The 17,001-nt window shown below is 55.5% G+C and carries 20 protein-coding genes and 1 pseudogene; 10 read left to right on the forward strand and 11 right to left on the reverse strand.

Going from position 1 to position 17,001, the window contains the following annotated elements:
• Window positions 1-42: 42 nt before the first annotated feature.
• Together ACEW72_RS08425 and ACEW72_RS08430 are read right to left on the reverse strand one after the other, a co-directional pair.
• Window positions 43-1,011 carry a diacylglycerol kinase family protein gene (locus ACEW72_RS08425; RefSeq protein ID WP_373475937.1) on the reverse strand — a complete coding sequence of 323 codons (969 nt, stop codon included), beginning with the start codon at window positions 1,009-1,011 and terminating at the stop codon, window positions 43-45.
• Window positions 1,012-1,021: 10 nt separating this feature from the next.
• Window positions 1,022-1,495, reverse strand: a complete 474-nt coding sequence (locus ACEW72_RS08430; protein WP_373475956.1) for a DUF2141 domain-containing protein — start codon at window positions 1,493-1,495, stop codon at window positions 1,022-1,024.
• Between the two features lie 128 nt (window positions 1,496-1,623).
• On the opposite strand from ACEW72_RS08430, the gene lptF reads away from it, so the two are divergent.
• The 4 genes from lptF to ACEW72_RS08450 are packed head-to-tail and all read left to right on the forward strand — an operon-like array spanning window position 1,624 to window position 6,707.
• Window positions 1,624-2,856: an LPS export ABC transporter permease LptF gene (lptF, locus tag ACEW72_RS08435; RefSeq protein ID WP_373475938.1), complete on the forward strand. Its 1,233-nt coding sequence runs from the start codon at window positions 1,624-1,626 to the stop codon at window positions 2,854-2,856.
• Between the two features lie 39 nt (window positions 2,857-2,895).
• Entirely contained in the window at window positions 2,896-3,948 is a 1,053-nt protein-coding gene (gene lptG, locus ACEW72_RS08440; RefSeq protein ID WP_373475939.1) for an LPS export ABC transporter permease LptG, read from the forward strand.
• A 10-nt stretch (window positions 3,949-3,958) separates the two neighbouring features.
• Window positions 3,959-5,500 carry a lipopolysaccharide biosynthesis protein gene (locus ACEW72_RS08445; RefSeq protein WP_373475940.1) on the forward strand — a complete coding sequence of 514 codons (1,542 nt, stop codon included), beginning with the start codon at window positions 3,959-3,961 and terminating at the stop codon, window positions 5,498-5,500.
• A 55-nt stretch (window positions 5,501-5,555) separates the two neighbouring features.
• Complete coding sequence (locus ACEW72_RS08450) at window positions 5,556-6,707, forward strand: N-acetyltransferase (protein ID WP_373475941.1); 1,152 nt, start codon at window positions 5,556-5,558, stop codon at window positions 6,705-6,707.
• A 30-nt stretch (window positions 6,708-6,737) separates the two neighbouring features.
• On the opposite strand, the gene ACEW72_RS08455 is transcribed toward ACEW72_RS08450, so the two are convergent.
• Window positions 6,738-6,893, reverse strand: a complete 156-nt coding sequence (locus ACEW72_RS08455) for a hypothetical protein (RefSeq protein ID WP_373475942.1) — start codon at window positions 6,891-6,893, stop codon at window positions 6,738-6,740.
• 23 nt (window positions 6,894-6,916) lie between these two features.
• Complete coding sequence (locus ACEW72_RS08460) at window positions 6,917-7,225, reverse strand: DUF952 domain-containing protein (RefSeq protein ID WP_373475943.1); 309 nt, start codon at window positions 7,223-7,225, stop codon at window positions 6,917-6,919.
• Between the two features lie 44 nt (window positions 7,226-7,269).
• On the opposite strand from ACEW72_RS08460, the gene ACEW72_RS08465 reads away from it, so the two are divergent.
• The 5 genes from ACEW72_RS08465 to ACEW72_RS08485 all read left to right on the forward strand — a co-directional run bounded on the left by ACEW72_RS08465 (window position 7,270) and on the right by ACEW72_RS08485 (window position 10,969).
• Window positions 7,270-7,941: an SOS response-associated peptidase family protein gene (locus ACEW72_RS08465; RefSeq protein WP_373475944.1), complete on the forward strand. Its 672-nt coding sequence runs from the start codon at window positions 7,270-7,272 to the stop codon at window positions 7,939-7,941.
• Between the two features lie 266 nt (window positions 7,942-8,207).
• Entirely contained in the window at window positions 8,208-9,023 is an 816-nt protein-coding gene (locus ACEW72_RS08470; protein WP_373475945.1) for a class I SAM-dependent methyltransferase, read from the forward strand.
• A gap of 100 nt (window positions 9,024-9,123) precedes the next feature.
• Entirely contained in the window at window positions 9,124-9,480 is a 357-nt protein-coding gene (locus tag ACEW72_RS08475) for a hypothetical protein (protein ID WP_373475946.1), read from the forward strand.
• Window positions 9,481-9,619: 139 nt separating this feature from the next.
• Entirely contained in the window at window positions 9,620-10,231 is a 612-nt protein-coding gene (locus ACEW72_RS08480) for an outer membrane protein (RefSeq protein WP_373475947.1), read from the forward strand.
• Between the two features lie 333 nt (window positions 10,232-10,564).
• Complete coding sequence (locus tag ACEW72_RS08485; RefSeq protein WP_373475948.1) at window positions 10,565-10,969, forward strand: nuclear transport factor 2 family protein; 405 nt, start codon at window positions 10,565-10,567, stop codon at window positions 10,967-10,969.
• A gap of 216 nt (window positions 10,970-11,185) precedes the next feature.
• Here the strand turns inward: ACEW72_RS08485 and ACEW72_RS08490 are convergent, their stop codons facing one another.
• Both ACEW72_RS08490 and ACEW72_RS08495 read right to left on the reverse strand, forming a co-directional pair.
• Window positions 11,186-11,485, reverse strand: coding sequence for a DUF1294 domain-containing protein (locus ACEW72_RS08490; RefSeq protein WP_373475949.1), 300 nt, complete (start codon window positions 11,483-11,485; stop codon window positions 11,186-11,188).
• Between the two features lie 200 nt (window positions 11,486-11,685).
• Window positions 11,686-11,940: an excalibur calcium-binding domain-containing protein gene (locus ACEW72_RS08495; protein ID WP_373475950.1), complete on the reverse strand. Its 255-nt coding sequence runs from the start codon at window positions 11,938-11,940 to the stop codon at window positions 11,686-11,688.
• Window positions 11,941-12,051: 111 nt separating this feature from the next.
• Between ACEW72_RS08495 and ACEW72_RS08500 the strand changes: the two genes are divergently transcribed.
• Window positions 12,052-12,567, forward strand: a complete 516-nt coding sequence (locus ACEW72_RS08500) for a hypothetical protein (protein WP_373475951.1) — start codon at window positions 12,052-12,054, stop codon at window positions 12,565-12,567.
• A 49-nt stretch (window positions 12,568-12,616) separates the two neighbouring features.
• Here the strand turns inward: ACEW72_RS08500 and ACEW72_RS08505 are convergent, their stop codons facing one another.
• The 5 genes and pseudogenes from ACEW72_RS08505 to ACEW72_RS08525 all read right to left on the reverse strand — a co-directional run.
• Complete coding sequence (locus tag ACEW72_RS08505) at window positions 12,617-13,000, reverse strand: hypothetical protein (RefSeq protein ID WP_373475952.1); 384 nt, start codon at window positions 12,998-13,000, stop codon at window positions 12,617-12,619.
• Window positions 12,993-13,523 (reverse strand): hypothetical protein, encoded by a 531-nt coding sequence (locus ACEW72_RS08510; protein WP_373475953.1) that lies wholly within the window; start codon window positions 13,521-13,523, stop codon window positions 12,993-12,995. Before ACEW72_RS08510 ends, ACEW72_RS08505 begins: the two co-directional genes overlap by 8 nt.
• Window positions 13,524-13,536: 13 nt before the next feature.
• Window positions 13,537-14,589, reverse strand: coding sequence for a ribonucleotide-diphosphate reductase subunit beta (locus tag ACEW72_RS08515; RefSeq protein WP_373475954.1), 1,053 nt, complete (start codon window positions 14,587-14,589; stop codon window positions 13,537-13,539).
• A 28-nt stretch (window positions 14,590-14,617) separates the two neighbouring features.
• Window positions 14,618-15,445 carry a class I SAM-dependent methyltransferase gene (locus tag ACEW72_RS08520; protein WP_373475955.1) on the reverse strand — a complete coding sequence of 276 codons (828 nt, stop codon included), beginning with the start codon at window positions 15,443-15,445 and terminating at the stop codon, window positions 14,618-14,620.
• Window positions 15,446-15,503: 58 nt separating this feature from the next.
• Window positions 15,504-17,001: pseudogene (locus tag ACEW72_RS08525) on the reverse strand (ribonucleoside-diphosphate reductase subunit alpha); the annotation flags it as partial.

Consider the following 17,001-nt stretch of genomic DNA (forward strand, 5'->3'; position numbering starts at 1 on the left):
ACTGCCTTAGCGATTTTCATATAGCTTTGTTAAGTGAGAAGATCAGGCCGCCAGTTTCAGAAAAGGCACCGGCGGCGTTGAACGCAACACGATAGGGTTACCACGACTGGCCTCGAATACCTCACCATCCAGAACGACGCTGCTGTCATCGCTGTCGATGCGGATCGTGTCGCCTTCCTGAAAATGGACACCCGTCATTGTGCGCTGCCCCAATTTACCGCCCAGCGAAGCCACTATCATTTTCAACATGGACCAGGGTCTTTGGTCGACCGCCAGAAACTTCATTAGCCCCTTGCGTGCGCCGCCAGCTTGTGCGCCGAGCAGCAACTTATCCAATGTCGTTACGATAAGTACCGAAAATATGCCTTGCAGTTCACCTTGCCGGATGAATGAAACACTGATGGGTTTCGCTCTTGCCGGAAGGAAATCAGCCTTTAGTCTGAAAATAGCTGAAAACAGCACCGCCATTGCCGCAAGGAAATGGCTAAGGCCATTTGGCAGACCGAGCGGATAAATTTTGTTCCGGCAATATAAGATTGTTTCCGCAAGCCCCGCCCCGCCCAGGAACATGCCCAGTACCGGTCTTGCCCCCTCGCTCCCGTCGCTCAAGGCGATCAGTTCGCGAACCACAATATGTTCCGACAAGTCACCTTTGGCGACCTCGATGATCCGGCTTAAGGCGACCAGCGGATCGCCCTCTGCGCCCAAGTCTAGCGCGATCAAATTGGTCTTGCCATTGGGTAACACGGCAACCGGCGGCGGCGCTCCGTCGAAATGGCCACCATGATAAAGTTCGGTTAGCGCAGATTGCACCGTCCCGTCGCCGCCGTTCACAACCAGAACCTTAGGCTTGACCCGCGCAATCATTTCCAGCGCTTTGGCGATCTGGCCGATTTCTTCGACTTCATAATGGAATATGTCAGGATTGCGGGCACAATAGCTGCGAACAGTCGGCAACAGTGACCTGTTTCCGGTTGAATTGGGATTCGAAAGAAGCGCTACAAGTGCCAAATCATGTCCGTTATAAATATTTCAGGTTGATGGTTATCTTGGTCACGCCCGGTCCGGCCTGAAAAGCGACCTTGCTGACCGATGGCTTGCCGAGGTTGAGGATGCTTATGCTCGGGTTATTGGAAAAGCCGCCGCCGTCCTGGCTGATGTCGGTTTTTCCGTTGCCATTGCGGTCATGGCGCACAGCGATGCCATATCGGCCCTCCGAAGGCACAGGAACGCAGAAATTCATATTTCCGGTACTTGCACGGCTTTCAACGCGATGCAGCCACCGACCCTTGGCCAACCAGGCACTGCCGGTTGCTGGATAGGATTGCACACGCACTTTACCTGCGGATTCTTTCACCCCGCGTACAACCACAAGCACCGACGGGCCTTTTTCCGCGGCGCAGCGAGTCATGTCATTACCGATTTCCTGACCAGCCACGGCTGACCCCGCCCCTAAAGCGAGCGCAGAAATCGCACAAATCTTAGCAAACTTCATCATATTAAAACTCCTGGAACAGTATTTTTGGCCTGTGTGTTTTCCAGCGCCATCGATATTGCCCCTGAACCTGATACCGTCTATCGAGTGAGTTTGCGGCCAAATTAGGGTAATAGGGCGACCATAAGTTGAAATTTATAACCGCCACTGACCGCTATATCTTTCGATTGGTGATGTTACCCTTGCTTGCGACGCTGGCCATCGCGGCATCGCTGTTGCTGTTGGAAAAAATGTTGAGCCTTTTCGACTTTGTCGCGGCAGAAGGCGGCCCGGTCAGCGTGGTCTGGCGAATGCTTGCAAATCTTGTTCCAGAATATCTGTCATTGGGTATTCCGATCGGCTTGTTACTGGGCATATTGCTGGCCTTCAGGAGGCTCGCAACCTCATCTGAACTCGATATATTTCGTGCGGTTGGGATGAGCTATTTTCGCCTTTTGCGTGTTCCATTCCTGTTTGCGATCACCCTTGCGATTGTGAATTTTGCGATTGTCGGCTTTGTTCAGCCGAGTTCACGTTACTTATACGAAGAGCTGCGTTTTGAACTGCGGTCGGGGGCCTTCGGCGCGAAAGTGCGGGTCGGCGAGTTTAACAATGTTGGCGAAAATTTGACGATGCGGATCGAAGAAAGCCGCGATAATGGCAATCAGCTATCGGGAATGTTTGTTTACGCCAAAGGCAAAAACGGGCAGTCGATTGCGGTTTCTGCAGAAAAAGGCCAGTTTCTGAGAACGGATGATCCTGACACCATATTGCTGCGGTTGGAAAAAGGCACTTTGGTGCATGACGCACCCAATTACCGAACCCCGCGGGTGTTGAGCTTTAGCAGTCACGATGTCCCGATACCACTCCCGAAAATAGAGAGCTTCCGTGCGCGTGGTGGCAAGGACAGGGAATATATCATCACTGAACTCATGCGGATTGGCGGCGATCCGGCAAAGCCTGCGATGGAACGCGATCAAGCCTGGGCGAACTTCCATTTCCGCCTTGTCGAGGTGGCGATGATGCTTTTGCTTCCGTTTCTGGCGGTTGCACTTGCCGTGCCGCCAAAACGTTCCACTTCGGCGCTTGGCGTTTTCCTGTCGATTGTCATGGTTGTGACCTATCACAAGATCAATGAATATGCCGAAGGGGTCGGCGGAATGGGTGTGGTGGATCCGTTTATTGCGCTTTGGGTGCCGTTCCTGTTTTTTGCGGCACTTATTCTTTGGATGTACCATATCATAGCACATGTACCCGGTGGGCAACCGATAGGTGCACTGGAAGTATTCGCAAGCCGGGTTGGCATTTTCCTACGCAAGACATTCAATTTCAAAAGAAAATCGCGGTTGGCAACGATCGGTATGCCAGAAGCGGAGGCGTAAACCATGCATTTTTTCCCGTCCCGCAACATTACGATTTATATGGCAAAGCTTTTTGTGGTGCGTACTCTTGCCGTGCTCGCGATGCTAGTTCTGATATTGATGACGTTGGATCTTTTGGGGGAAAGTGGGAAAATCCTTTCTGTTCCCGGTAACGATCAGGGTGATGTGATGCGCTACGTCATGATGCGAGCGCCCCAGATTATTGCCAGATTTTTGCCCTTTTCAGTATTGCTGGGCACATTGATTGCCTTTGCCACGCTTAGCCAGCATAGCGAAGTTATCGCGATGAAAGCGGCGGGTCTATCGGCCCATCAGATTTTGGCGCCGATGTTTGTGGCCAGTCTGGCAGTGGCGGGAATTTCCTTCGCTTTTAATGATATTGTCGTTGCACCCAATACCGCCCGGTTAAAGATTTGGCAGGCCGAAGATTATGGACCGGTCCCCAAAGATACCGGAATAAAAGCCAATGTCTGGGTCCGCGAAGGCCCGGATTTGATAAATGCTGCGACAGTTACCGGCACAGGGGCACAAATACAGCTTGGTGATGTCAGCCTTTATTTGCGGACCAATGGCAGCCTGCGTCAGGTGATAAGAGCGCGCGAAGCCCGATACACGGGAACAGCATGGAAACTGGACGACGTCACATCCTTTGATGTCGCCACAACCGAAGAACAAAAATTCGACACTATGACCTTTGGGAGCGATATCAAGCCCGACCGGTTCAATTATGTGAAGGTCGACGGCGATAGCTTGGGTTTCTTTTCGCTGATGAAAGCGATTGATGATTTGAAAGCGGCTGGCCGAAGGACCGACAATCTGGAAGGCATATTGTGGCATAAGCTATCGGCACCACTTTCGACGTTACTCATGCCATTATTGGCTGCGGTCGCAGCATTTGGTTTAGCGCGTTCGGGCGCGCTTTTCTTGCGGGCGGTGATCGGAATGGCATTAGGCTTCACATATTTCGTCGCGGACAATTTTGCACTCGCAATGGGGAATTTGGGTGCTTATCCGCCGGTTATTGCGGCTTGGGGACCGTTTTTGCTTTTCTTCCTGATTGGTGAAACCGTGCTGGTCCGAACCGAAGAGTGAGCATCGCAAGATGAGTGGCCCCATCGAAGATGCGTTGGTTCCGCCTGCGCCTGCGGTCAGCAATAAAGAAGTTGCCAAGGGTGCGGGTCTCGCCGCCCTATCCCGTTTAGGTGCACTTATCGAGGTTGTCGCGCAGCCAGCCTATACTTGGATGTTCGGTTTGTCCGGTTATGGCATCTATGTGGTCCTGTGGGCTGCGATCAATATATTGGCAAATATCCTCGATCTGGCGATGGGACAGGCGCTGCAACGTGTTGTCCCGGCAGAGGAGGATCGGCTAAGGCAACATGCGGCAGTCAAATTCGCACTGATAACGGGCACGGGTCTTGGCGTTTTGGCGGCAACGGTGATTTCCCTTTCGGCGGACTGGCTGGCCGGGTTTGTGGCGACTGCCCCAGAAGATGTGGCGCAAATGCCGCGGGCCATCGCGCTGTTTGCATGGAGCCTTCCGCTTTGGATTTTTGTTGAAATTGCGACTGCTGCCGCCCGTGCCAAGCGTGCATTTGGTCCGGAAATCCGGCTGCGTATTTTCTGGGAACAAATTGCACGCCTGCTGTTCGCGGCGAGTTTTTTCTTCGTCGGATTTGATCTGTTGGGATTGCTGTTGGGGCATATGCTGTCACTGGCGGTGACCGCAATTATGTCGGCGCAATTGCTGGGTCGCTATTATAATATGCGAATGCTGATCCGGGCCCCCATGACCGCAACGGTTCGTGCGGCGGTGTTGAAAGGCGGCGCCGCCATGTTGCCCCCTTCAATTGCACGTCGTGCATATAATGACCTGCCGCCGATTTTACTCAATCTGATGGTTCCAGGTGCGGCAGGCGCGGCTGCGGCGGGACTATATGGCATAGCGCGAAAAATCGCATCGATCCCGCTTATCGTCCGGCAATCCTTTCTTTATGTCCTGTCGCCACTTGCTTCGGCGCAGGCTTCGGTTGATCGTGGGGCGTTGCTGCCGATGTATCGATTTTCGACGCATATGTCGCTGTTACTTGCGGTGCCATTGACCGGTTTCATGATTCTGATCGCATCTGATATGTTGACCGCTTTTGCACCCGGGACTGCGGCAGCATTGCCGGTGTTGATTATATTGTTGGCGGCAAGGGCTGGCGAGGCTGTGATAGGTCCGGCAACACCAATTGTGGAAATGGTCGGCCACCGCGCTCTTCCGTTGCTTAACTCAATCCTGGGCCTCGCACTGTGGTTGCTGCTCGCCCTTGTCCTCGTACCCACTTATGGCGCATTTGGCATGGCAATTTCCGTTTCTGTCGCAGTGATCGCCACGGCATGGGCCGCGGTGGTGGAACTGCAAATCAGCGACCGGCTCAGCCCGTTTGGCGCGGGATTTTTCCGCGCTCTTGCCGCGGGCAGCGCGATTATCATTTTTCTGTGGGTGGCAGGCGAGGCGTTAATGCCATTTGGCGCACGCGTCCGTGCGTTGTCGCTCTTTGCATTGTTTTGGCCGTCTCTATGGCTTGGACTGCGTTATGGGTTGGATGAATCGGACAAAGCCGCACTAGGTTCGTTCCGCAAACGGCTGCGTATCTAGGGACGAATGCCCCAAATATATTGACAGTTGGCAGATGCGGACTCAAAAAAAGCTTATGACAGAAATTATCATCCGACCCGTCCTGACAAAGGCTGACAAGAAAGCCTTTGTGGACCTACCTTATCGTTTATACGCCGACAATCCCAATTGGGTGCCACCATTGAAGGATGAGGTTTATGGCCTGATTACGCCAGGGAAAAACCCGTGGTTCGAACATGGCGAGGCAGAATTTTTTCTGGCCGAACGCGGCGGCCAGATTGTTGGGCGTATCTCCGCGCATATCGATCACCTTGCCCTGCAGCAGCCAGTCGAACAGGGAATGGGTCCAGGCTGCGGCAATTGGGGCTTGTTCGAGGCCGAAGATAGTCATGTCGCTGCCTTGCTGATTGAAAGCGCGGAGTCCGCCTTGCGGGCGAAGGGCATGACCCGGTCATTGGGGCCAATCAGCCTTGCGATGTGGGATGAACCGGGCTTGCTTGCCGAAGGATTTGACCAACCGCCCGTGGTCATGATGGGCTATAACCAACCCGATTACGCCGATTGGGTGTTGGCGGCCGGATATGTCGGAGTGCAGGATCTGCTGACACTTGACTTGCCGATAGATAAAGGTTTTCCCGAATTGATAAACCGGATTGTTTCCATGGGCGAGCGGTCGGACAGAATACGGATAAGGCGCGTTGACAAAAGCCGGTTCGACGAAGAAGCTGCGCTCCTGCTCAGCATCCTAAATGATGCTTGGAGCGACAATTGGGGCTTTGTGCCATTCACTGATGCCGAAATCGCCTATGCCGGTAAAAAATTGAAACCCATCGTATATGAAGATCTGATCCGAGTAGCCGAACTGGATGGCGAACCGGTCGCTTTCATGATGACCATCCCCGACTTGAATGAAAAGCTGAAGGATTTTGGAGGCAGTCTGTGGCCCTTTAACTGGGCAAAACTGCTCTGGTGGTTACGCAAGCCAAAAGTGCGTACAATGCGTGTGCCGTTGATGGGAGTCGTCAAAAAACTGCAGTCCACGCGGATGGCGAGCCAGTTGGCATTTATGCTGGTCGAATATATCCGCCGAGCTTCTGTTTCCAAATTCGGTGCTGTTCGCGGTGACTTCGGGTGGGTGCTCGCCAGCAATGGTCCCATGCGTTCGGTGGGGGAGGCCGTGGGCGGTACGCTCAATAAAGTGTACCGGATTTACGAAAAGCAGCTTTAGGGCCTGACCTTAAGGTAAACCAACCGCTCCTTATCCTTTTTGCTTTGCCTTGTGAGCCGCAATATCGGCGTCAAGCACCGCAATCCGGACACGTTCCGGGGAATCCTTGGGCAATCCTTTTAGCCGCGCCGATGCCCAAAGGCTGCGGCGTTCGGATTCGAGAGCTTTGAGGTAGAGGTCAGCCATGAAGAAGCCCTAGGCGCTAAAGCTCAGGAGGTAAATGCCGGTTCGCCAATCACGGCTTCCATCGGCAGTGCCCCGTAAATATGCGGGAACAGGGCACCGCCGCGCGACTCCTCCCATTTTACCAGATCGCCCAGGGCCGAAAGATCCACTTCGGCGATAACAAGTCCGGTCTGCCCGGCAAAATGCTTGTCGAGTGTGCCTTGCAACTGTTCGGCGGCGGACAAATGGATGTAGCCGTCGGCAACATCGACCGGCGCGCCGTGAAATACGCCGTAGGCCTGAAATTGCGCCCATTGGTCGGCGGTGAATATCTTGAATGCGGTTGCGGGCATCGGGCGTTCCAGTTAAGCGTCAAGTAGACGTTGCGTTGGCGGTTTTGACACTTAAACTAAAGCCGATGTGTAACCATTATGCAAATAATCCGGACGCGCAGGCGCTTTTGCAAACATGGCGTGAATATATTTCGTGGAGCCTGACGGATCATATTCCGCCCCAAGCAACTGAGCTGGAGGAAGAGATATGGCCCCGGCGCGAAGCCGCCGTGGTGCGTAAGGATGCGGCGATGCATGGCGCGGTGGTTGACCTGATGACCTGGGGTGTTCCCCTTTCGCTACCGGGCAAGCGGCCGGGGACGACGGTGACGAAGCATGTCACCAATGTCCGCAATCTCGCCAGCCCGTTTTGGCGGTCGATGCTGGTCAAGCCGGAACAGCGCTGCCTTGTGCCCTTCACCCGCTTTGCCGAGCCGAAAATGGGGCAGGGCCGGGCCGAGCACTGGTTCACGATTACCGACCGACCGGTTGCGGCCTTTGCCGGTATCTGGCGCTCGATTGGTGGGGCGACGAAGGATGGCGTGTCGCCGCCCGAGGGGAAAAAGATGTTTGCCTTCCTGACCTGCGAGCCAAATCCGCTGGTTGCGCCGCTGCATCCCAAAGCGATGCCGGTGATCCTGCAGGAAGCCGATTATCAGATATGGCTAACGGCGGAATGGGACGAAGCTGCAAAGCTGGTCGCGCCATTCCCCAGCCAGTTGATGGCGGTTGAATGACGAGGGCTTAGCGTTGCCGCGCCTCTAATATCGTCTCGATAATCATGACTGTCATAAAGGACAGAACCATGCCTGTGAACAAGGCGACGAAGGGAATTTGCAGTGCGTCCATGACGGGCTCCTTTGAAGCGGTGAAGCTATCAATAGATTGCCGTCGCAGAAGTTCCTTGATTTGGGTCAAATTTGAATTCTTTTTTCCGGAACTGTTTGGCAGATCCTTTCTTCTTTACTACCTTGCGGCCGGGTCGCTCCAAGGGAGAGCGAATATGAATGCGAACAAGGCTTTATGGGAAAAGGGTGATTTCACCCGGTTGGCGGCGTGTATGCGCGATAGCGGCGCCGCGCTGGTTAGCACACTTGGCGTTACCCCAAATATGCACGTACTCGATCTGGGCTGCGGCGACGGGACGACCGCCATTCCATCGGCGCAGGCAGGCGCAGAGGTGCTCGGCGTCGACATTGCCAGCAATCTGGTTGCCGCTGGCAATGCGCGCGCGACCGCGATGGGCCTTGGCAACATCCGCTTTCAGGAAGGCGACGCCTCCGCGCTCACCGACCTTGCCGACAACAGCTTCGACTTGGTGGTCAGCATATTCGGCGCGATGTTTGCGCCGCGGCCTTATGATGTCGCCGCTGAAATGGTGCGCGTGACAAAGCCCGGCGGGCGGATCGTCATGGGCAACTGGATTCCTGGCGACCCAACCTTGATCGCACAGGTGTTGAAGGTCAGCGCGTCCTACACGCCGCCCCCACCCGAAGGCTTTGTCAGCCCGGTTCTGTGGGGCAAGGAAGACGAAGTTCGCGCGCGCTTCGCCGCCGCCGGAATATCGGAAGCGAACGTCACCGCATCGAGGGAACTCTACACCTTCCGCTTTGACGGCGCACCAAAGGAGTTCGTCGATCTTTTCCGTACCTATTACGGCCCCACCATGAACGCATTCGAAGCAGCGGAAAAAGATGGCCGCGCCGACGCGCTTTATGGCGAGCTGGTCGTATTGTTCGAACGCGAAAATGTAAGCGGCGATCCTGAGCGGACCGAAATTCCGGCGGCGTTTCTGAAGGTGGCGGTGGACGTAAGCTAACTGGCATCGGGGCGGGGCTGTAAAACACATCCCATTCGGGAACACCCGCCCCCCTGCCGCGTTTGTTGGACAGACACCAGAACGCCAAGGAGGCACTGCCATGACCGCATCCGACACCCCCAAAACCGCCCCCGACAACCTCGAACAGGCAGACGAGGACGCGCAGGCGCAGACCGTCGCAGGAGAGGCAATGACGCACAGCAGCGCGCCGAACCTGTCGGGTGAGGATAGCGAACATGGTGGTGCCCCCAATCCGGCGCAGATCATCCCGGATGACGCACAGGATGTCGTGGACCATATGGAACACATGGAAAGCAGCGGCCAGATTGACATGGACGCCTTTCGCGGCGAGCGCAGCGACGATGATGAGTCCGGTATGCTGGGCGAAGGCGGCATGGAACCTGGCGATCTGGACGAACATGGCAACGCCCGCCCGGACGCCGACGACGCGATATAACGCATCCATAAAACAGACTGTTGCAATAAAGTAACAGACTCTTGTTATTTTATATTCATGAACCCTTATCGGGAACCATCCGTTTTCTTGTCGGCCCTGCACGCAGCAGGGTAAGTTTGATAATAAATGGATATATAAAATGCGTACATATCTTATAGGCGCGGCTCTCCTCTCCACCGTCGCCGTCACACCTGCCTTTGCACAGGAAGAAGCGCCCTTCACCGGACCGCACATTGAAGGGATCGTCGGCTATGACGATGTCAGCGACGGCAAGGGCAACCTGATGTACGGCGTCAACGCAGGCTATGACTTCCAGCTTGGCGGCGTGATAGCCGGTAACGAGGGTGAATATGCCGATTCCGAAGTGAAGGGTTCGGCATCCGACCTGATCACCACCGGCGACAGCTTCAGCCTGAACACCGACCGCGACCTCTATGTCGGCGCGCGTCTGGGCTTTGCGATTTCGCCAACGACCATGATCTACGCCAAGGGTGGATACACCAACGCGAAGTTCGAAGGTCGTTTCGACGATGGCGCAGGCACCATCTACAACACCGGCGTGACCACCGACGGCTACCGTCTGGGCGCCGGTATTGAGCAGAAATTCGCCCTGTTCGGACCAAGCGGCTTCATCAAGGCTGAATATCGTTATTCCAACTATAAGAATATCGACATCGGCGAAGATGATTTCGACCTTGAAACCGACTTCGACCGTCACCAGGCCGTCGTCGGCGTGGGCGTACGCTTCTAGTCTGACGCTGGGTAACACCGGCTGAAAAGAACCGCCGTGGCGAAAGCTGCGGCGGTTTTTTGCGTCTCGGCCGTCAGGCCATTTAATTTTTGCTAGAAGTAAAAAGGGAAAAAAGACGTAAGGCGCCCCGCCTTGAGGCCGTGCAAGAACGTCTTCCTCCTCCTTGTCTTCTTCCTTTTAGGGAATCAAAATACCCGCCCCCGCCCGGATACGGCGGCAGGCGATGGTGTGGTAGGAGTTACCGCTGCCCAGCCAATTGGCGTAGCTGGCAGGTTGGTGTATTCTACCCCAAGGACTCGATGCCCCTGCCATTGAGTCGGAGGGAGGACTAGCATGATTGCCCGTGACCAGATACTCGACACCATCGACCAAATTTACACCGCCCGCGTCGCAGGCGACAAATCCTCTTTTGCCCGATATTGGGCCGAAGGCTCCACCTATGAAATGATGGGTGCACCCCAGACATTGGGCGAACAGTCGCGCACCAAAAACGACGCCCGCACCGCGATTGGCGAGCTGATCGACACCTTCAAATTCCACACCGTCAACCTCGTTGATTCCGTCGTGGACGGCAACAGGGCGGTGGTCCGGCTGCAGATTGATGTATCGACAGGCGGCGGCCCGATCCACAATACCGAGCTGTTGAATATCTGGGAATTTGACGATGCAGGAAAAGTGCAGTCGCTAGCGGAATCGGTCGACACCGCCTTGGTCGCCCGAATGCTCAGCGGCGAATAACGCAATAGGGAATTTGCCCACCACCCTCTCCCCTTCAGGGGAGAGGATACGAAGCCTTAGCCGAAAGGCTTAGGCGGAGTTGGAGAGGGGTTCGACGGTGAGGTGCGCGCGCCAACTCCCCCTCTCCGCTGCGACTAGGCGGCAAGCCGCCAAGTCTCACACCTCTCCCCTGAAGGAGAGAGGGGGGTTTGTTTCACAGACGCAATATGATTTCTGTTATCCCGCCAACATCCACCCACCGGCGAGCGCGGCGGCGAACACCTGAAAGATCGCGGTCTGGTGCAGGTTGCTGGAAAAGGGCTGCTTGCGGGTCTTGTGCCGGAACACCGCGCGGCCAGTGTAAGCGCCGATGGTGCCGCCCAGAAATGCCCAGGCAAGCAACGTGCCCTCCGACACGCGCCACGAGCCTCCCTCGGCACGGATATTGTCGAGGCCGAACAGCATGAATGTCCAGATGTTGACCAGCACGAAAGCGGCAAGGGCGTTGGGAAGGGTGAGGAGGGTATTGATGTCCATTCGATTATTCCTTAACTCCCCTCTCCCCTTTAGGGGAGAGGATACGAAGCCTTATTGCGAGAGCAATTAGGCGAAGTTGGAGAGGGGAGAGTTCGCGCGCAAACCCCTCAGCTCAAACCTCACCGCCCAACCCCTCTCCGCTGCGACTAGGCGGCAAGCCGCCAAGTCTCGCACCTCTCCCCTGAAGGTGAGAGGGGGCATTAGTTCCCGTAATAAGGCTCACACGCGACGCCGTCATCGCCGCGGTCGAGATGCGGGGCGTAGCCCGGCTGGCCCCGAAGCAAAGGCGCTTTCCCGGCGGCGCGAACGTCGGAGCAGTAGCGGTAATAGACTGACTGTTCCGTAAAGCGCATTGCGGCCTTTTCTTCCGCCGATTTAATGGGGAAGTTATAAACCGCCAAAAAGGTCAAAGCTGCCAAAGGGGCAACAGCTTTCAGGGTCGAGTCGCGTGCCATCCGGGGAGGATGACATGGGGTGGTTAGGGAATAGTTTAGGCGCCAATCGGTTCAAAGCACAAAGCGCGTATAGGTCAGACTATTTTAGGTTTTTTGAGTTAGCGCCATGCGATGAACGACGATCAAGCCGAAATATGCTGGGATAAACTCTACGCCGAAGTCAATGCGTGGCGTGGGGAGTGCATGCATCATATCGCGGTCGCCGAGAGGGCAATAACGGAAACTCTGTTGGTGTTGGACGGCGCTAAACCAGATGGGACCAAGTTTCCACTTCGGCATTTAATCGGGCATCGGTTTGAAGATATATCGGCAGCGACGGGCCCGGACGGGCCTTTTGCTGAAGAGGGTAAAGCTGCGCATAAGGCCATCGAAAATTATCGCCGGCATGAGGCGTTTCGTACTTTGCTTTGTCATGGAGTTGCTCAAGTAACGGTAACGCGAGGTGGCGCTTGGCTTTTAATTATCCGAAGTCTTTCGATCCGCCCGCGGCAGGCGGAGGAAACAACCGCCATTTTTGAAAAGAGCGTTGCGGAAGAGAAATTGGTCCAATTGAAGTCGGACGGGCAAAAGCTTGCTTCGAATCTTGGGCAGTTGCGCAAAAAGTTGCAGGTTAAAGCGCCGGTCTAGCTGGCGGAACTATTGCACTGCGTTCACAGAGTTTCTTCATAACGTCCATTCAAAATGGCACGTCGTTATCGTTAAGTGCATCAATGATTTCGTCAATTGCCTTGTCGGCTCCTGTTGCTTGCCGCACTGCCATCTCTCGCAAACTTTCCATTACTTTCCAATAATTATGAAATGACTGACCCATTTGCGGCTTGAAAGCAGAAATTGAGTTGTCATTAAAACTGTCAACTGTATGTCCATCCAAATTATAGATGGTGATGTATTCCATAGGTTCACCTTCATAATCCACACCCGACGTTAGGACGATTTTATAATCGGCAATAATACAAAAGGGGTAGTTCTCGTCTGTTAGGCTCCAAACAATTGAGGAACTACTGGTTGAATAAAAAAGTTTATCAACCAAATTTTTAAATTTAATATTGCTTTCAGACATAGGGGTTCGCCTCTTCAATATATTTCTTGATGGCTGCTAATACTTCATAATTACTTCGAATTACGGTTTTAGCTTTAGCTACGTCGGGGTATTCTCCTTTTCCCGATTGTGCAGCGTCTATTTTGTTGCAAAGCCGTTGAATCTGTTCTGCCATTTTACGCAGCTTTTCTTTTTGCACGTCAGGCAACGATGGAATGGACATCGTCATACGTATAATCGCTCGACGAGCATCTTCATAACTATCAGAAGCATCGTTCCAACTGCCATTGTTTAGGTGGCGCCTAGTGATGTCCAAAGCGTAAGAGGCTTCTGCAACGTCTCTCCCCGCGTCGTGCTGCGTGACACGCAACTTAAAATTCTCCACCGCGATTTGCGCGTGGTCGGCTGCTGAAACAGCGCGCCTTGCTTCGCGAAATGTGTAGAAAAGGCCCACCAGCGTTAAACCAGTGCCAAAAATGCCTATCAAAAAAGAAAGCGCGCCTACACTCGCGGTGTTGCCAGTATCAAAGATCCAGTCGAGCACGGAGTTTTCTCTTCTACTCCGCTGCAACCCCCGCCTGCTCAAACATATCCACGCCGTCATTCTCGGCTGCCGGCTCAATGCCGATGATCTTCTTTTTGCGGTTGTCGAAGCTGTTCCATACTTGGCCCCAATCGCCGCGGGTGCTGGCTTTGCTGTACTCGGTCGCGCGGGTTTCGAAGAAGTTGGCGTGCTCGACACCGTTCAACAATGGCGCGAGCCAGGGTAGCGGGTGGTCTTCGACCATGTAGATCGCGGGTAGGCCAAGCTGGCCCAGACGCCAGTCGGCGATGTAGCGGATGTAGCGCTTGATTTCCTTGGCGGTCATGCCGGGCACTGGGCCCATTTCGAATGCGAGGTCGATGAAGCTGTCTTCCAGACGGACGACCTTCTGGCAGCAATCGATGATGTCTTCCTTGACGGCCTTGGTCAGGCAGCCGCGCTCTGCACAGAAAGCGTGGAACAGCTTGGTGATGCCTTCGCAGTGAAGGCTTTCGTCGCGGACCGACCAGGATACGATCTGCCCCATGCCCTTCATCTTGTTGAAGCGCGGGAAGTTCATCAGCATCGCGAAGGACGCGAACAGCTGCAGCCCTTCGGTGAAGCCGCCGAACATGGCGAGCGTGCGGGCGATGTCTTCATCGCTGTCGACGCCGAACTGGTGGATATAATCGACCTTCGCGGCCATTTCCTCATATTCGAGGAAGGCGCTATATTCGCTTTCGGGCATGCCGATGGTGTCGAGCAAATGGCTGTATGCCGCGATGTGCACGGTTTCCATGTTGGAAAACGCGGTCAGCATCATCTTGATTTCGGTCGGCTTGAACACGCGGCCGTAATTTTCGTGGTAGCAATTCTGCACCTCGATATCGGCCTGCGTGAAGAAGCGGAAGATCTGCGTCAACAGGTTGCGCTCATGATCGGACAGCTTCTGCGCCCAGTCACGGCAATCCTCACCCAATGGCACTTCTTCTGGCAACCAGTGGATCTGCTGCTGGCGTTTCCAGAAGTCATAGGCCCATGGATATTCGAAGGGCTTGTAGCTGTTACGGGCTTCTAAAAGTGACATTGTCGTTTCCTCTTGGCTAATTCTTATATCATGCGGTGCGCTGGGTGCACAATGCCCCGGCGTGGTAAGTAAACAGGCGGCTGGCGAACCGCGGGGACAGTTTGAGCAATCCGCGGCGTATCGCCATTTTCGCGGCTGCGGCGGACGCGCTGCTCGTAAACTGGTGGATATCGCGGCTGTGGTCGAACAGCTGCATCGCGCCGACATTCAGCCCGCCGGTCGCCAGCGTCAGCGCAAAGCTTTCGGGCGTGTAGGCATTGATATGGCCGATATCGAGCGTGGTCTGCATATTGGCCTCGTTCGTGCGCAGGTTTAGCTCGCACGGTACTTCGAGGTAGATCGGGCCTTTGGTAACGCGCGCGAGTTCGGCCAGAAAGCCGCGCTCGTCAGGGACATGTTCGAGCACATGGCTGGCGAATACCAGATCGAAGCTGTTGTCGGCATAAGGCAGGCGCACGCCGTCATAGCTGTCGAGCTGGAGGGCGTTTGCACTGGCGTCGGGGCCACGATGCTGGTCGGGGTCGGCGACATCGACGCCGCGATGGTCGTTGCCGATGCCGAGCGCCTTGACGGCGGCGAGGACGTCGCCGGTACCGCAGCCGACCTCGAGGACAGAGCCGATATTGGCGGCCTTTGCCCCAAGCAACATCGCCAGATTGGCTGCCTTGTCCGCCGCGCCCAGTTGCCGCCAGCGCAGCATCCGCGCGTCATATTCGCCTTCATAATGGGCGTTATGTTCGCCGACGCGGAATTGCGGCACATCAAAGGCGACGTTCCGGCTTGCCTCGCGCACCGCCCCGCCGCGCGCAGCGTCGCTGTTCGGCGCAGTGCTGGCAAGGGTGGCGGCTTGGGTCATGAATTGCGGTTCCTCGGGAGGGTTTTACGCCCCCCGCGTCACGCGAGAGGCGCTTAGTTTATTGGCAGGCGAGACATTCTTCATAATTCGTCGGTGTCGACAGTTCCATGACCGGTGCCTCGACCGTGTTGTCGGCTTCGACGCCACCGGCAAAGCCGGCGCGCTGGATGCTCTTCGAACGCAGGTAATATAAGGACTTCACACCCAGTTCCCATGCGCGGAAGTGGAGCATGAGGAGGTCCCATTTTTCCACATCGGCGGGAATATAGAGGTTCAGCGACGTTGCCTGGTCGATATAAGGCGTGCGGTCGGCGGCGAGTTCGATCAGCCAGCGCTGGTCGATCTCGAAGCTGGTCTTGAACGTGTCCTTTTCCTCTGGTGTGAGGAAATCGAGATGCTGCACGCTGCCGCCTTTTTCGAGGATGCTGTTCCAGACGTTGGTGCTGTCCTTCGCCTTGGCCTGAAGCAGTTTTTCGAGATAGGGGTTCTTGACGACGAAGCTGCCCGAGAGCGTCTTGTGCGTGTAGATGTTCGCCGGGATCGGCTCGATGCACGCCGATGTGCCGCCGCAGATGATCGAGATCGATGCGGTAGGGGCAATCGCCATCTTGCAGCTGAAACGCTCCATCACGCCCATTTCTTCGGCGTCGGGGCAGGCGCCGCGTTCGTTGGCGAGCATCATCGATGCTTCATCCACCTGCGCGCGGATATGCTTGAAGAACTTCATGTTCCACGATTTGGCGAGCGCGCTTTCGAAGCCGACGCCGCGTGACTGCAGGAAGCTGTGATAGCCCATGACGCCGAGGCCGACAGAACGTTCGCGTGCGGCGGAGTATTACGCGCGGGCCATCTCGTCCGGCGCGCGGTCGATGAAGTCCTGCAGGACATTGTCGAGCATGCGCATCACGTCTTCAATGAACTGCTTGTCGACGCTCCAGTCGTCCCATGTTTCAAGGTTGAGCGAAGAGAGGCAGCAGACCGCGGTGCGATCATTGCCGAGATGGTCGCGACCTGTAGGCAGAGTGATTTCGCTGCACAGGTTGGAAGTCGAGACCTTGAGGCCGAGATCGCGGTGATGCTTTGGCATCGCGTTGTTCACGGTGTCGGAGAAGATGATGTAAGGCTCGCCAGTTGCAAGGCGGGTTTCGACCAGCTTCTGGAAAAGCGAACGCGCATCGATGGTGCTGCGCACTTCGCCGGTCTTGGGCGAGCGCAGGTCGAATTCATCGCCCGAGCGGACGGCTTCCATGAACTCGTCGGTGAGCAATACGCCATGGTGCAGGTTCAGCGCCTTGCGGTTGAAATCGCCCGATGGCTTGCGGATTTCGAGAAATTCCTCGATCTCGGGGTGGCTGACGTCGAGATAGCACGCGGCTGACCCGCGACGCAGCGACCCTTGCGAAATGGCGAGGGTGAGGCTGTCCATCACGCGGACGAACGGGATGATGCCGCTGGTCTTGCCATTGAGGCCGACAGGTTCGCCGATGCCGCGTACGCTGCCCCAATAAGTACCGATGCCGCCGCCACGTGAGGCGAGCCAGACATTTTCGTTCCAG

Source organism: Sphingorhabdus sp. (assembly GCF_041737645.1).
GTDB lineage: Bacteria > Pseudomonadota > Alphaproteobacteria > Sphingomonadales > Sphingomonadaceae > Sphingorhabdus_B.

Coding starts and splice junctions, on each gene's coding strand:
- ACEW72_RS08500 (WP_373475951.1), top strand. CDS start 12,052: ATGAACGACGATCAAGCCGAAATATGCTGGGATAAACTCTACGCCGAA.
- ACEW72_RS08480 (WP_373475947.1), top strand. CDS start 9,620: ATGCGTACATATCTTATAGGCGCGGCTCTCCTCTCCACCGTCGCCGTC.
- ACEW72_RS08520 (WP_373475955.1), bottom strand. CDS start 15,445: ATGACCCAAGCCGCCACCCTTGCCAGCACTGCGCCGAACAGCGACGCT.
- ACEW72_RS08485 (WP_373475948.1), top strand. CDS start 10,565: ATGATTGCCCGTGACCAGATACTCGACACCATCGACCAAATTTACACC.
- ACEW72_RS08475 (WP_373475946.1), top strand. CDS start 9,124: ATGACCGCATCCGACACCCCCAAAACCGCCCCCGACAACCTCGAACAG.
- ACEW72_RS08515 (WP_373475954.1), bottom strand. CDS start 14,589: ATGTCACTTTTAGAAGCCCGTAACAGCTACAAGCCCTTCGAATATCCA.
- ACEW72_RS08490 (WP_373475949.1), bottom strand. CDS start 11,485: ATGGACATCAATACCCTCCTCACCCTTCCCAACGCCCTTGCCGCTTTC.
- ACEW72_RS08455 (WP_373475942.1), bottom strand. CDS start 6,893: ATGGCTGACCTCTACCTCAAAGCTCTCGAATCCGAACGCCGCAGCCTT.
- ACEW72_RS08505 (WP_373475952.1), bottom strand. CDS start 13,000: ATGTCTGAAAGCAATATTAAATTTAAAAATTTGGTTGATAAACTTTTT.
- lptG (WP_373475939.1), top strand. CDS start 2,896: ATGGCAAAGCTTTTTGTGGTGCGTACTCTTGCCGTGCTCGCGATGCTA.
- ACEW72_RS08445 (WP_373475940.1), top strand. CDS start 3,959: ATGAGTGGCCCCATCGAAGATGCGTTGGTTCCGCCTGCGCCTGCGGTC.
- ACEW72_RS08450 (WP_373475941.1), top strand. CDS start 5,556: ATGACAGAAATTATCATCCGACCCGTCCTGACAAAGGCTGACAAGAAA.
- ACEW72_RS08430 (WP_373475956.1), bottom strand. CDS start 1,495: ATGAAGTTTGCTAAGATTTGTGCGATTTCTGCGCTCGCTTTAGGGGCG.
- ACEW72_RS08495 (WP_373475950.1), bottom strand. CDS start 11,940: ATGGCACGCGACTCGACCCTGAAAGCTGTTGCCCCTTTGGCAGCTTTG.
- ACEW72_RS08460 (WP_373475943.1), bottom strand. CDS start 7,225: ATGCCCGCAACCGCATTCAAGATATTCACCGCCGACCAATGGGCGCAA.
- ACEW72_RS08470 (WP_373475945.1), top strand. CDS start 8,208: ATGAATGCGAACAAGGCTTTATGGGAAAAGGGTGATTTCACCCGGTTG.